Below are 12,150 nucleotides of genomic sequence, written 5' to 3'. Positions count from 1 at the left end.
GGGATTCTGAAAAGACAGGCATCATGGGCGTCCCGACGGCGCCCTTTTTGTTTGTCCTTGACGGGGTTACGCGGCGCTTATAGCTTTATTGCATCCACAGGCGCTTTTCGCGCCGCGTCAGCGTCAAAGGAACAGAAAATGAGTGAACCACGGATTATCGCCAAGGCGATGAAAGACGGAAAACCGGAGCAGGATCTGGTGATTTTGCCGGCGTTGGCCAACCGCCACGGGCTGATCACCGGGGCAACCGGCACCGGCAAGACGGTGACGCTGCAGAAAATGGCCGAACAGTTCTCGCGCATCGGCGTACCGGTGTTCCTGTCGGACGTGAAGGGCGATCTGTCCGGCATCGGCGCCGAGGGCGTGCCTTCCGAGAAACTGCAGGCGCGCCTGGCGGCGATCGGCGTCACCGACTGGCAGCCGCAGGCCTGCACCATTATCCCGTGGGATATTTACGGCGAAAAGGGCCACCCGATCCGCGCCACGATTTCCGATCTTGGGCCGCTGCTGCTGGGGCGCCTGTTGGATCTGAACGAGGTGCAAAGCGGCGTACTGCAGCTGGTGTTCAAGATCGCCGATGACAACGCGCTGCTGTTGCTGGACATGAAGGACCTGCGCGCCATGGTGCAGTTCGTCGGCGACAACGCCAAACAATTCCAGACCCAGTACGGCAATATCTCTGCCGCGTCGATCGGCGCTATCCAGCGCGGGTTGCTGACGCTGGAAGAGCAGGGCGCGAATCAGTTCTTCGGCGAGCCGATGCTGGACATCAACGATCTGATGAAAACCGACGCCAACGGTCACGGCGTGATCAACCTGCTGGCGGCGGATAAGCTGATCAATCAGCCGAAGCTGTATTCGGTGTTCCTGCTGTGGCTGCTGGCCGAGCTGTTTGAGCACCTGCCGGAAGTGGGCGACCCTGAACAGCCGAAGCTGGTGTTCTTCTTCGATGAGGCGCACCTGCTGTTCAACGATGCGCCGGCGGCGCTGTTGACCAAGATCGAACAGGTGGTGCGCCTGATCCGCTCCAAAGGCGTCGGCATTTACTTCGTCACCCAGAACCCGCTGGACATCCCGGACAGCGTACTTGGCCAGTTGGGCAACCGCGTGCAGCATGCGCTGCGCGCCTTTACCCCGCGCGATCAGAAGGCGGTGAAGACGGCGGCGCAAACCCTGCGCGCCAATCCGGCCTTCGATGCCGAAACGGCGATCACCGAGCTGGGCGTGGGCGAAGCGCTGGTGTCATTCCTCGACGAGAAGGGCCGGCCGAACGTGGTGGAGCGGGCGATGGTGATCGCGCCGGAATCCAAAATGGGCATGCTCGGTGCGGAAGGGCTGAACAGCGCAATCAACAAGTCGCCGCTGTATGGCCGCTATGAGGATATGATCGACCGCGAGTCCGCCTACGAGAAGCTGTCGTCGGGGGGCTTTGCCACCCTCGGCACCCCGCAGCAGGGGCAGCAACCGCAGGCGCAACAGCAACAACAGCAGGCGGGCGGCGGCCTGATGGACGGCTTGAACGAGTTGTTGTTCGGTTCCACTGGCCCGCGCGGCGGCAAGCGCGACGGCATCGTCCAGACCGCCGCCAAGAGCATGGCGCGCGATCTCGGCCGCCAGATCCTGCGCGGCGTGCTGGGTTCGATCACCGGCGGCCGTAAAAAGTAAGCGGAAATTATCGTCGGCAGCGGCGGATTAAATCAGTACACTGTGGCGGCATTTTTCTCTGTCGGACCTAACATGCTGCTGCTGATCGATAACTACGACTCCTTTACCTATAACCTTTACCAGTACTTCTGCGAATTGGGCGCCGAGGTGCTGGTGAAGCGCAACGATGAGCTGCAGCTGGCCGATATCGAGCGGCTGGCGCCGCAGCATCTGGTGATTTCCCCTGGCCCCTGTACCCCGAATGAAGCGGGCATCTCACTGGCCGCCATTCGTCATTTCGCCGGCAAGCTGCCGATCCTCGGCGTGTGCCTGGGGCACCAGGCGCTGGGGCAGGCGTTCGGCGCCGAGGTGGTGCGCGCCCGCGCGGTGATGCACGGCAAAACCTCGGCGATTCGTCACCTGGGCGTCGGCGTGTTTCGCGGCCTGAGCGATCCGCTGACCGTGACCCGCTATCACTCGCTGGTGCTGAAAGCCGATACGCTGCCGGACTGCTTTGAAGTGACCGCCTGGAGCGAACGCGACGGCGTGTGCGACGAGATCATGGGCATCCGCCACCGCACTTTGGCGTTGGAAGGCGTGCAGTTCCATCCGGAAAGCGTGCTCAGCGAGCAGGGCCATCAACTGCTGGATAATTTCCTCAAGCGTTAACTCCGGTGCGTTTTTTTCGCCCGTCAGGCGTTTTGCATTTGCGCTTGATTGGTTTTTTATGCATATTTCGTGATTATGTTTTCAATCTGATATTACGATAGCGCTGAAAAACTTTCAGGGTGGAGCCGAAAATGACTGAAAAATCCGCAGTGAGCCGCAGCACCTTTGACCAGGTGATCCTGCCTGTTTATGCACCCGCCCAGTTTGTGCCGGTGCGCGGCAAAGGCAGCCGGGTCTGGGATCAGCAGGGAAAAGAGTACATCGATTTTTCCGGCGGCATCGCGGTGACGGCGCTGGGACACTGCCACCCGGCGCTGGTCGAGGCGCTCAAACGCCAGGGCGAGACTTTGTGGCATACCAGCAACGTCTTCACCAATGAACCGGCGCTGCGCCTGGCAAGCAAACTGATCGACGCCACCTTTGCCGACCGGGTGTTCTTCGCCAACTCCGGCGCAGAGGCCAACGAGGCGGCGTTCAAACTGGCGCGCCATTACGCCATCACCCGCCACAGTCCGTACAAAACCAAAATCATCGCCTTCTATAACGCGTTCCACGGCCGCACGCTGTTCACCGTGTCGGTGGGCGGGCAGGCCAAATACTCCGACGGGTTCGGACCGAAGCCGGCCGACATCGTGCACGTGCCGTTCAACGATTTGGCGGCGGTGAAGGCGGTGATGGACGATCACACCTGCGCGGTGGTGATGGAGCCGATTCAGGGTGAGGGCGGTATTACGCCGGTCGACGCCGGCTTCCTCAACGGCGTGCGCGAGCTTTGCGATCAACATCAGGCGCTGCTGGTGTTCGACGAAGTGCAAAGCGGCATGGGGCGCAGCGGCAAACTGTTCGCCTATATGCATTATGGCGTGACGCCGGACATTCTCACCACCGCCAAGGCGCTGGGCGGCGGTTTCCCGGTCAGCGCCATGCTGACAACCGAAGAAATTGCGTCGGTGATGCAGGTGGGCACCCACGGCACCACCTACGGCGGCAACCCGCTGGCCTGCGCGGTGGCGGAGGCGGCGCTGGACGTGATCAATACGCCGGAGGTGCTGAGCGGCATCGAGCAGCGTCATGCGCTGTATGTGCAGGCTTTGCAGCATATCGGTGATAAATACGGTATTTTCACCGCGATTCGCGGCATGGGGTTACTGATTGGCGCCGAGCTGACGCCGCATTATCACGGCAGAGCGCGCGACTTCCTCACCGCCGCCGCCGCGCGTGGGTTGATGATCCTCAACGCCGGGCCGAACGTGATCCGTTTCGCGCCGTCGCTGGTGGTGGAGCTGCAGGATATCGAGGCCGGCATGGCGCTGTTCGAGCTGGCGGTGCAGGATGTGATCAACGCCTGAAGCCCGCGCGGCATATAACGGGGCGCGGCATGCCGCGCCCTTATTGATCGCGCAGTTTGCGCTTGAGCCAAATGCCGTGGTGCGGGCGCTGGCGCCAGGCCAGCGACGAAATGGTGTGCATCACGCTCAGGTGCGACAAAATGCGCCGCAGGTGGCGCTCCATCTCGGTGACGGGCATGTCCGGATGCAGATCCGGCGGCTGCATGATGCCGCTGTTGCCGCTGCTCGGGCCGTCGTATTCCAACCGCTGCTGGCAGCTTTGCAGCGCGATTTCACAGGTTTGCAGATACGCTTCCGCCAGTTTCGGCGTCAGCATGTAGTGCTCGCGCGCCAGAATGGTCATGGCGTTCAGGTGTTCGACGATGAACTGGCTGTGAGTGACCCACAGCCGCATGTCCGCCAGATAGTTCGACGCGAACCCCGGCTCCTGCATCGCCTGATTGAGCGAGGTGAACAGCGCGTTGTGCGCCTGGTTAACCTGCATGCGAGTATAGGCCAACGCGGTGGCGTCCGGTTCCGGTTGCTTCAGCATCAGCCGCAGCGCGGCTTGATCGTTCTCCAGCGCCTGATGGGCATTCTTGCGCAGCAGCCCGCTTTGCCACTGCGGCCACAGCCAAATGGTGCCGCCGAACGCCAGCACGCAGCCGATCAGCGTATCGATCAGGCGCGGCACCAGAAAATGCGAGCCGTTCAGCGCCAGCAGCTGCAGGGTGTAAACCGCCGTGACCGTAAAGCCAATCACCGACAGCCCGTAGTTCTTGCGCGAAACCAGGTAGGCCAGCAGCGTGATCACCAACATGATGCTCAGCGTTTCTCCTTCCGGCAACTGCAGCTGCAGCAGCCCGGCCGCCAGCAATAGTCCGGCAATCGTGCCCAGCGCACGGTGCTGAATGCGCACCCGGGTGGCGTTATACCCGTTTTGGCTTACCAGCATGATGGTGAGCAGGATCCAGTAAGGCTTCGGCAGGTTGAACACCGCGCCCAGACTGCTGCCGATCGCCAGCGTCACGCCCAGCCGTGCGGCGTTGCGCAGGGCGGTGGATTTGAACGACAGGTAGCTGGCCAGCGCCGGCCAAAACGGCAGGCGGTGTTGGCCGGGCATCAGATCGCGGCGGTACAACGGATGCTGGGTACGCAGCAGGCGGGCGATGCGGCTGAAGTGGTAATAACAAAACTGGCCGACCGGGTTATCGGGATGCTGCGCCGCCATTTTTTCCAGCGCCGCCAGCTCGTGGGTCATGGAGAAGCGCTTCGAATGTTGATGGTAGAGAATATCGTGCGCCACCACGCGCAGCCGGCCGGCGATCACCTGAGCATTGCGGCGAATGATCGCTTCGGCCTGGCTCTGCTCCACCAGCTTTTGCACCTCTTCCGGCAGATGCAGGCTGACGGTGATGTGCTCCTGCAGATCCATCGCCACCTGAAAGGCGCGCTGCAGGCGCTTTTGCTCGAGGTTGTTGGCGTGCGGCAGGAAATTAAGCTGTTGGTACAAAAGGCTGATCAGATCCATCACCTTTTGCTGGCGCACCAGCAGCGGCGGCAGCGCGGTTTGCGGATCAATATGCTGGGTCAGCAGCGAGTATTTGGCTTCGAAATAGTCCGCCAGTTCCAGGTAGAGCTGGCTGAGCGTCTCGCGCATCGGCTGCTCTTTCCACAGCTTGAACCAGAACCAAGTGAATAAGCCGTACCAGGCGGTGCCGATGGCGTACAGCAGCGGCGCCTGCCAGAGAGGCACCGTACCGGCCGTGCTGAGGGCGAAGATGGCGGCCACCAGCGCCGCCGGCAACAGCCGGGCGTGCAGCGGGCTGATTTCACCGGTGACGCCGAGCAGCAGTGCCAGGCCCAGCATCAGCGCCGGCAGCGGCACGTGCCACAACATGGCCTGTTGCAGCAGCACGCTGCTGAAGGCGAACAGCGAACCGCCGACGATCAGACGTTTAAAGAAGCGCTTATGCGGTGTGTCCAGACCGGCGATATTGCAGCAGGCGGGCACCAGAGAGAACATCAGGCCGAGCTGTAGCTGGCCTATCAGCAGGCCGAACAGCACCGGCAGGCACAACACCAGCGTTTGTCGCAGTGCGTAGTTGATTTCCGGGTGGTAGATCAGGCGGCGCCACATGGCAGAAAGCAGACAAAAAAACGGCGCAGATTGCGCCGTTTCTTCAGGGATTAACGGGTGCCGTAGACGACAATGGTTTTGCCGTGGGCGGAAATCAGGTTTTGATCTTCCAGCATTTTCAGAATACGGCCAACGGTTTCACGCGAGCAGCCGACGATCTGGCCGATCTCCTGACGGGTGATCTTGATCTGCATGCCGTCCGGGTGAGTCATGGCGTCGGGTTGCTTCGCCAGATTCAGCAGGGTTTGCGCGATGCGGCCGGTCACGTCCAGGAAGGCGAGGTTGCCCACTTTTTCGGAAGTGACCTGCAGGCGGCTTGCCATTTGGGCGGACAGACGCATCAGGATGTCCGGGTTCACCTGGATCAGCTGACGGAATTTCTTGTAGGAAATTTCGGCCACTTCACAGGCGGTTTTCGCGCGAACCCAGGCGCTGCGCTCCTGGCCTTCTTCGAACAATCCGAGCTCGCCGATGAAATCCCCCTGGTTGAGGTAGGACAGGATCATCTCTTTACCTTCTTCATCCTTGATCAGCACCGCGACGGAGCCTTTCACGATGTAGTAAAGCGTTTCGGCCTTTTCACCTTGGTGAATCAGCGTACTCTTCGATGGATATTTGTGGATATGGCAATGAGACAGGAACCATTCGAGAGTAGGGTCTGTTTGCGGTTTGCCGAGAACCATTCGCTGTTATCCTCTGTTGTTATCGCTGCCTTGTGTCACAGGGGTCAGAGTTCCCTGTAAAACCCGCCTGTAGCCGCAGTCATGAGCGAGGGCTACCGGCAAGTTTTGAGGCGTGTCATAAAAATACGCTGTCGCTCTAGCATATTAACTTGCCGTAAGCGCTGCAAGCTACATTCTGTTAACATACCGGTAAAGGAGCCTTTCTCTGGGCGTTTCCCTGAAATTCAGTGTCCCGGAAAGATTTATTGCGGCTCTGTTTGTAGCACAGAGTAAGGCGGGTGTCTCGTGTTGTCTCGCTTCAGCATGATTAGCATCAGGTTACGTTGCCTGTTTCTATGCGAAAGCGTACCCTGATTTTAAGAAATTAACCGGAGTGACCAGAATGCAGGCAAGAGTTAAATGGGTGGAAGGGTTAACGTTTTTGGGTGAATCGGCCTCCGGCCACCAGGTGCTGATGGATGGCAACGCCGGCGATAAAGCGCCCAGCCCGATGGAGATGGTGCTGATGTCGGTGGGCGGCTGCAGCGCGATCGACGTGGTGTCCATCCTGCAAAAAGGGCGCAACGACGTGCGCGACTGTGAGGTGAAGCTGACTTCCGAGCGCCGTGAAGAAGCCCCGCGGTTGTTCACCCATATCAACCTGCATTTCATCGTTACCGGCCAGGACCTGACCGACAAGATCGTCGAGCGTGCGGTGAACCTGTCGGCGGAGAAATACTGCTCGGTGGCGTTGATGCTTAACAAGGCCGCCACGGTGACCCACAGTTTCGAGATCCGCCACCCGGCGTAATCGAGACGGAGCGCGGCCCGGCGCCGCGCTCAACGCGTTTATTCGATCTTCTTGCCTTCCAGCAGCCGCTGCACCAGCGGCGCCATGATCAGTTCCATCGCCAGCCCCATCTTGCCACCCGGCACCACTAACGTATTGATGTGCGAGATAAACGAGCCCTGCAGCATCGCCAGCAAATAGGGGAAGTCAATTTGATCCAGCCCGCGGAAGTGGATCACGACGAAGCTTTCGTCCAGTGAGGGAATCGCCTTGGCGGCGAACGGGTTGGAGGTGTCCACCGTCGGCACGCGCTGGAAGTTGATGTGGGTGCGCGAGAACTGCGGCGTGATGTAGTTGATGTAATCTTCCATCGAACGCACCACCGAGTCCATCACCGCTTCGCGAGAGTGACCGCGCTCGCCGGTATCGCGGATCAGTTTCTGGATCCACTCCAGGTTGACGATCGGTACCACGCCGACCAGCAGATCGACGTGGTTTGCCACGTCGTGGTGCTCGGTGACCACGCCGCCGTGCAACCCCTCGTAAAACAGCACGTCGGTCGGCGCCGGCAGCGGTTCCCACGGGGTGAAGGTACCCGGCACCTGATTGTAGGGCACCGCTTCGTCGTAGGTGTGCAGATACTTGCGCGAACGGCCGGTGCCGTTCTTGCCGTAGTCGATAAAGCTCTGCTGCAGCAGGCCGAAGTCGTTGGCCTCGGGGCCGAAATAGCTGATGTGTCTGCCCAGATCGCGCGCCTTGCGGATCGCCGCGTCCATTTCCGGCCGGGTGTAGCGGTGGAAGCTGTCACCCTCCAACTCGGCGGCGCGAATGTTGAGCTGTTGGAATATTTTGCGGAACGCCACGCTGGTGGTGGTGGTACCGGCGCCGCTGGAACCGGTCACCGCGATAACGGGATGTTTGGCAGACATGGTGGTTGTCACTCCGTGTTGAATGCGCCGGCGTCAGGGGATTATTGTGGCTCTTGTTGACGCTCTCTATGTCAGGAAAAAATGGCGCGCGCTGGTTTGCAATGCCCCATTGTTACCTGATTTTTTCCGTCAGTCATAGAACCGATCGCCACTAAATTTCTTCCTGCCCGGCGCGGAACTGGCCGCGCGGCATGATGTTGACGCTCTCGTGCAGTTCCGACCACACCAGCACCACTTCGCCGTTTTTCAGCTGGCGGCGCACGTCCTCCACCTTCTGTTCCAGCGAGCGTTCGTGCTCGCCGTAATCGGTGCCTTCGCGCAGCACAAAGGATTCGATCAGGCTGTTCAGGGTGTCGGTTGCCAGTTCTTGCCAGGGAATGATCACGTCGGGATGTCCAGATAAGGGGAAAGCCAGGCCGGAATGCGATGCTCCAGCCACATGTGCGGTTTTTTCAGCGTGCCGCCGACAAAGCCGACGTGGCCGCCGAACTCGGTCAACTGATATTCAATATTGCGCGGCAGGCCGGCGACGTCGGGGATCACCTCATGGGTCATGAAGGGATCGTCCTTCGCATGGATGATCAGCAGCGGCGTCTGGACAGCCGGCAACAGCGGCAGGGCGCTGCAGCGGCGATAATAGTCGATAGCGTCGCTGAAGCCGTGAATGCGTGAGGTGATGGCGTCGTCGAATTCGCGGATGCGTCGCAAGCCGTTCAGCTGTGACAGCTTGAGCGGCAGAGTGTCCGGGTAGTGCAACAGCTTACGGGTGGCGTTTTGTTTCAGCTGCCCCAGCAGGTAGCGCTGATAAACGCGGGAGAAGCCTTGCTCCATGCGGTAGGCGCAAGGCTCCAGCATCAGCGGCGCCGAGACCACCACTGCCGCCTGCAGCAAGCTGTCGGCGCCTTGCTGCGCCAGATAGCAGGCCAGCATGTTGCCGCCGAGCGAAACGCCTACCGCCGCGGTCGGCACCTCGCCGTAGCGGTCACGTAGCCAGCGCAGGAAGAAGCGCGCATCTTCGGTTTCACCGGAGTGGTAGATGCGCTGCTTGCGGTTGGGCACGCCGCTGCAGCCGCGAAAGTGCATCACCACGCCGAGCCAGCCACGCTCACGCCAGGCGTTGAGCAGGCCATGCGCGTAGGGGCTGTAGAAGCTGCCTTCCAGGCCGTGGAACAGCACCGCACGCGGTTTGTCGCGCGCCTGCGCCGGATCTTCGCTCCAGGCGAGATCGACGAAATCGCCGTCGGGCAATTCCAGCCGTTGCCAATGCGGTTTCAATAACACGCGGCGGCGCACCAACCGCGGCAACAGCGTTTGCAGGTGCGGGTTACTGGCCCCGGTCAGAGGGCGAAAGGTGTTAGGCATAGGCTGAGTAAAAATGTTGTGGGCGGCTATTGTGAGATCCCTAGCGCACTGTTAGCTTCAATACCAAGAATTAACAATGATACTGCAAAAAAGCGCCTTGGGTGAGGAGCACCCGTGCCATGGAACCGAGTTTATTCCTTTCGATGCTGGGCTTCCTGTGGGTCGCCGCCATCACGCCTGGCCCCAATAACCTGCTGTTGACCACCTCTGGCGCCAACTTCGGCTTTATGCGATCGCTGTGGCTGATGATCGGTATCATGCTCGGCATGCAAAGCATTTTGCTGCTGGTGGCCTTCGGCGTCGGCAGCCTGATCCTGGTCTACCCGTCGCTGCACCTGAGCCTGAAAATCCTCGGCAGTTTGTACCTGCTGTGGCTGGCGTGGAAAGTCGCCACCGCCGCCTACGAAAAACTGGAAACCGACGTGGCGCCGCCGCAGCCGGTGCGGCTGTATCAGGGCTGGCTGCTGCAGTTCCTCAATCCGAAAGCCTGGCTGATGGCGCTGGGGGCGGTGGCCAGCTTCAGCCTGGCAGGCGATAAGTACAACGGGTCCATTGCGGCGATCGCGCTGGGCATTTTGGTGGTCAACATCGTCGCCGGCATTATCTGGCTGGCGTTCGGCACCGTGATCGGCCGCCTGCTGCGCAGCAAAAAGGCCTGGGTTATCTTCAACGTTTCCATGGGGTTGTTGACCGCAGCCTGTGTGTTACTGATCTGGCATTAAGGAGCGAACGATGGCGGAAAATTATTATCACGTGGTCGCCTTTACCGGTGAAGGGCTGCGCGGCAACCCGGCCGGAGTGTGCCTGCTGACGCAGCCGCTGCCGGCGGCGCGGCTGCAGGCGATCGCCAACGAGATCGGCCTGCCGGAAACCAGCTTTGTCTGGGATGACGGCGACATGACCGCCATCCGCTGGTTTACCCCGGAACGCGAGGTCGATCTTTGCGGCCACGGCACGCTGGCGGCGGCGCATGTGATGTTCAGCGCGATCAATCCGGCGCTGCAGGATATTCGTTTCAGATCGGCCGGCGGCGAGCTGTTCGTCAAGCGCGATGCGCAGGACGGGGAACGGCTGGTGCTCGACTTCCCCGCGCGGCCGCCGCAGAAGGTGGCTGAACCGGCGGGCCTCGCGGCGCTGCTGGGTGTGCAGCCACAGGAGGTGTGGCAGGCGAAAGCGCTGATGGTGGTGCTGGAAAGCGAGGCGCAGGTGCGCGCGCTGCGGCCGGACATTCCGGCGCTGATCGCGTTGGCGGAGCGTGCGGTGATCGTTACCGCGCCGGGTGATACCGTGGACTTCGTGTCGCGCTATTTCACGCTCGACGGCGGTGAAGATCCGGTCACCGGCTCCGCGCACTGCACGCTGATGCCTTACTGGACGGCGCGTCTCGGCCGCCATCGGCTGCATGCGCGGCAGATGTCAGCGCGCGGCGGCGAGCTGTTCTGCGAACTGCAAGGGGATCGCACGCTGCTCGGCGGTTATGCTCATGTGTTCCTGCGCGGAAAGATCGCGCTGTAATCTGCGTTTATATTACTCAAGGTAATAAAGAAGACTTTTTTATTCTTTTATCGCCCGTCATCGCTCAGATAAAACTGTCAGCAACTGAACAGATTTTTATCAACGGAGCGGAACATGGCGGGCAAACTCTTTTCCTTACGCAACGCGGCGCTGTTGGCGCTGTCGCTCAGCGCAGCCAGCGCCTACGCGGTGGACGTGACCGTGGCGTACCAGACGTCGGCAGAACCGGCCAAGGTGGCGCAGGCGGAAAACAGCTTCGCCAAACGGTCCGGCGCGACCGTCGACTGGCGTAAGTTCGACAGCGGCTCCAGCGTGCTGCGTGCGCTGGCCTCCGGCGACGTGCAGATCGGCAATATCGGCTCCAGCCCACTGGCGGTGGCCGCCAGTCAGAAACTCCCCATTGAAGTGTTCCTCATCGCCTCGCAGCTCGGCAGCTCCGAAGCGCTGGTGGTGAAGAATGACATCAAAAGCCCGCAGGATCTGATCGGCAAGCGCATTGCGGTGCCGTTTATCTCCACCACCCATTACAGCCTGCTGGCCTCGCTCAAGCATTGGGGCATTAAGCCTGAGCAGGTGAAGATCCTCAATTTGCAGCCGCCGGCCATCGCCGCCGCCTGGCAGCGCGGCGACATCGACGGTGCTTACGTCTGGGCGCCGGTGGTCAACGAACTGGCCAAACAGGGCAAGGTGTTGACCGACTCCGCGCAGGTGGGCGAATGGGGTTCGCCGACGCTGGACGTGTGGGTGGTGCGCAAAGACTTTGCCGAGAAACATCCCGACGTGGTGACCGCCTTTGCCGCCAGCGCCCTGCAGGCGCAAAAGGCCTACCTGGCGGCGCCGGAACAGTGGCTGAAAGATCCAAGCCATCTCAGCACGCTGGCGCGCCTGAGCGGCGTGCCGGAAGCGCAGGTGCCTGAGCTGGTGAAGGGAAACCGTTATCTGCCGGTGGCGGATCAGGTTGCCCAACTCGGCCAGCCGGTGGACAAGGCGATCCGCGATACCGCCGAATTCCTCAAGCAGCAGGGCAAGATCCCGCAGGTCGACAGCGACTACAGCGCTTACGTGACCGACCGCTTTGTGAAACAGGTGCAGGCTGCGCCGCAGTCGTAAG

12 protein-coding genes are annotated in these 12,150 nt (G+C 60.9%); 7 read left to right on the top strand and 5 right to left on the bottom strand.

The features are described 5' to 3' along the window. Positions 1-138 precede the first annotated feature (138 nt). The 3 genes from QDT79_RS02785 (at position 139) to argD (ending at position 3,662) form a co-directional block, all read left to right on the top strand. On the top strand, positions 139-1,665 hold the full coding sequence (locus QDT79_RS02785; RefSeq protein ID WP_130018344.1) for a helicase HerA-like domain-containing protein: 1,527 nt from the start codon (positions 139-141) through the stop codon (positions 1,663-1,665). A 72-nt stretch (positions 1,666-1,737) separates the two neighbouring features. Beyond that, a complete protein-coding gene (locus QDT79_RS02780; protein ID WP_197817141.1) occupies positions 1,738-2,313 on the top strand; it encodes an aminodeoxychorismate synthase component II in 576 nt (191 codons plus the stop codon). 131 nt (positions 2,314-2,444) lie between these two features. Further along, positions 2,445-3,662: a bifunctional acetylornithine/succinyldiaminopimelate transaminase gene (argD, locus tag QDT79_RS02775; protein ID WP_308316181.1), complete on the top strand. Its 1,218-nt coding sequence runs from the start codon at positions 2,445-2,447 to the stop codon at positions 3,660-3,662. Positions 3,663-3,702: 40 nt separating this feature from the next. On the opposite strand, the gene QDT79_RS02770 is transcribed toward argD, so the two are convergent. Further along, positions 3,703-5,781, bottom strand: coding sequence for a YccS/YhfK family putative transporter (locus QDT79_RS02770; protein ID WP_107227957.1), 2,079 nt, complete (start codon positions 5,779-5,781; stop codon positions 3,703-3,705). A gap of 50 nt (positions 5,782-5,831) precedes the next feature. Next, positions 5,832-6,464: a cAMP-activated global transcriptional regulator CRP gene (gene crp / locus QDT79_RS02765; RefSeq protein WP_004090925.1), complete on the bottom strand. Its 633-nt coding sequence runs from the start codon at positions 6,462-6,464 to the stop codon at positions 5,832-5,834. A 382-nt stretch (positions 6,465-6,846) separates the two neighbouring features. Between crp and QDT79_RS02760 the strand changes: the two genes are divergently transcribed. Then, positions 6,847-7,254 (top strand): OsmC family protein, encoded by a 408-nt coding sequence (locus QDT79_RS02760; protein WP_063991674.1) that lies wholly within the window; start codon positions 6,847-6,849, stop codon positions 7,252-7,254. A gap of 38 nt (positions 7,255-7,292) precedes the next feature. On the opposite strand, the gene QDT79_RS02755 is transcribed toward QDT79_RS02760, so the two are convergent. The 3 genes from QDT79_RS02755 to QDT79_RS02745 all read right to left on the bottom strand — a co-directional run bounded on the left by QDT79_RS02755 (position 7,293) and on the right by QDT79_RS02745 (position 9,524). Further along, positions 7,293-8,162 (bottom strand): phosphoribulokinase, encoded by an 870-nt coding sequence (locus QDT79_RS02755; protein WP_033636275.1) that lies wholly within the window; start codon positions 8,160-8,162, stop codon positions 7,293-7,295. A gap of 151 nt (positions 8,163-8,313) precedes the next feature. Further along, positions 8,314-8,547: a YheU family protein gene (locus QDT79_RS02750; protein WP_004930376.1), complete on the bottom strand. Its 234-nt coding sequence runs from the start codon at positions 8,545-8,547 to the stop codon at positions 8,314-8,316. After that, entirely contained in the window at positions 8,544-9,524 is a 981-nt protein-coding gene (locus tag QDT79_RS02745) for a hydrolase (RefSeq protein ID WP_063991673.1), read from the bottom strand. Before QDT79_RS02745 ends, QDT79_RS02750 begins: the two co-directional genes overlap by 4 nt. Positions 9,525-9,643: 119 nt before the next feature. Here QDT79_RS02745 and QDT79_RS02740 point away from each other — a divergent pair, with 119 nt between their 5' ends. The 3 genes from QDT79_RS02740 (at position 9,644) to tauA (ending at position 12,149) form a co-directional block, all read left to right on the top strand. After that, entirely contained in the window at positions 9,644-10,246 is a 603-nt protein-coding gene (locus QDT79_RS02740; protein WP_308316180.1) for a LysE family translocator, read from the top strand. 10 nt (positions 10,247-10,256) lie between these two features. After that, the gene (locus QDT79_RS02735; protein ID WP_107227956.1) at positions 10,257-11,039 is read left to right on the top strand and encodes a PhzF family phenazine biosynthesis protein; all 783 of its coding nucleotides are present in this window, start codon (positions 10,257-10,259) and stop codon (positions 11,037-11,039) included. 114 nt (positions 11,040-11,153) lie between these two features. After that, the gene (gene tauA, locus QDT79_RS02730) at positions 11,154-12,149 is read left to right on the top strand and encodes a taurine ABC transporter substrate-binding protein (RefSeq protein WP_038878073.1); all 996 of its coding nucleotides are present in this window, start codon (positions 11,154-11,156) and stop codon (positions 12,147-12,149) included. The last annotated feature ends 1 nt before the right edge of the window (position 12,150 follow it).

Source organism: Serratia marcescens (genome assembly GCF_029846115.1).
Classification (GTDB): domain Bacteria; phylum Pseudomonadota; class Gammaproteobacteria; order Enterobacterales; family Enterobacteriaceae; genus Serratia; species Serratia marcescens_L.
Note: the sequence above shows the minus strand (reverse complement) of the source record. Positions and strands in the feature narration are given on the sequence as shown.

What these genes read in the sequence shown, in the direction of transcription:
- QDT79_RS02785 (WP_130018344.1), top strand. Translation starts at nt 139, where the DNA reads ATGAGTGAACCACGGATTATCGCCAAGGCGATGAAAGACGGAAAACCG.
- QDT79_RS02780 (WP_197817141.1), top strand. Translation starts at nt 1,738, where the DNA reads ATGCTGCTGCTGATCGATAACTACGACTCCTTTACCTATAACCTTTAC.
- argD (WP_308316181.1), top strand. Translation starts at nt 2,445, where the DNA reads ATGACTGAAAAATCCGCAGTGAGCCGCAGCACCTTTGACCAGGTGATC.
- QDT79_RS02770 (WP_107227957.1), bottom strand. Translation starts at nt 5,781, where the DNA reads ATGTGGCGCCGCCTGATCTACCACCCGGAAATCAACTACGCACTGCGA.
- crp (WP_004090925.1), bottom strand. Translation starts at nt 6,464, where the DNA reads ATGGTTCTCGGCAAACCGCAAACAGACCCTACTCTCGAATGGTTCCTG.
- QDT79_RS02760 (WP_063991674.1), top strand. Translation starts at nt 6,847, where the DNA reads ATGCAGGCAAGAGTTAAATGGGTGGAAGGGTTAACGTTTTTGGGTGAA.
- QDT79_RS02755 (WP_033636275.1), bottom strand. Translation starts at nt 8,162, where the DNA reads ATGTCTGCCAAACATCCCGTTATCGCGGTGACCGGTTCCAGCGGCGCC.
- QDT79_RS02745 (WP_063991673.1), bottom strand. Translation starts at nt 9,524, where the DNA reads ATGCCTAACACCTTTCGCCCTCTGACCGGGGCCAGTAACCCGCACCTG.
- QDT79_RS02740 (WP_308316180.1), top strand. Translation starts at nt 9,644, where the DNA reads ATGGAACCGAGTTTATTCCTTTCGATGCTGGGCTTCCTGTGGGTCGCC.
- QDT79_RS02735 (WP_107227956.1), top strand. Translation starts at nt 10,257, where the DNA reads ATGGCGGAAAATTATTATCACGTGGTCGCCTTTACCGGTGAAGGGCTG.
- tauA (WP_038878073.1), top strand. Translation starts at nt 11,154, where the DNA reads ATGGCGGGCAAACTCTTTTCCTTACGCAACGCGGCGCTGTTGGCGCTG.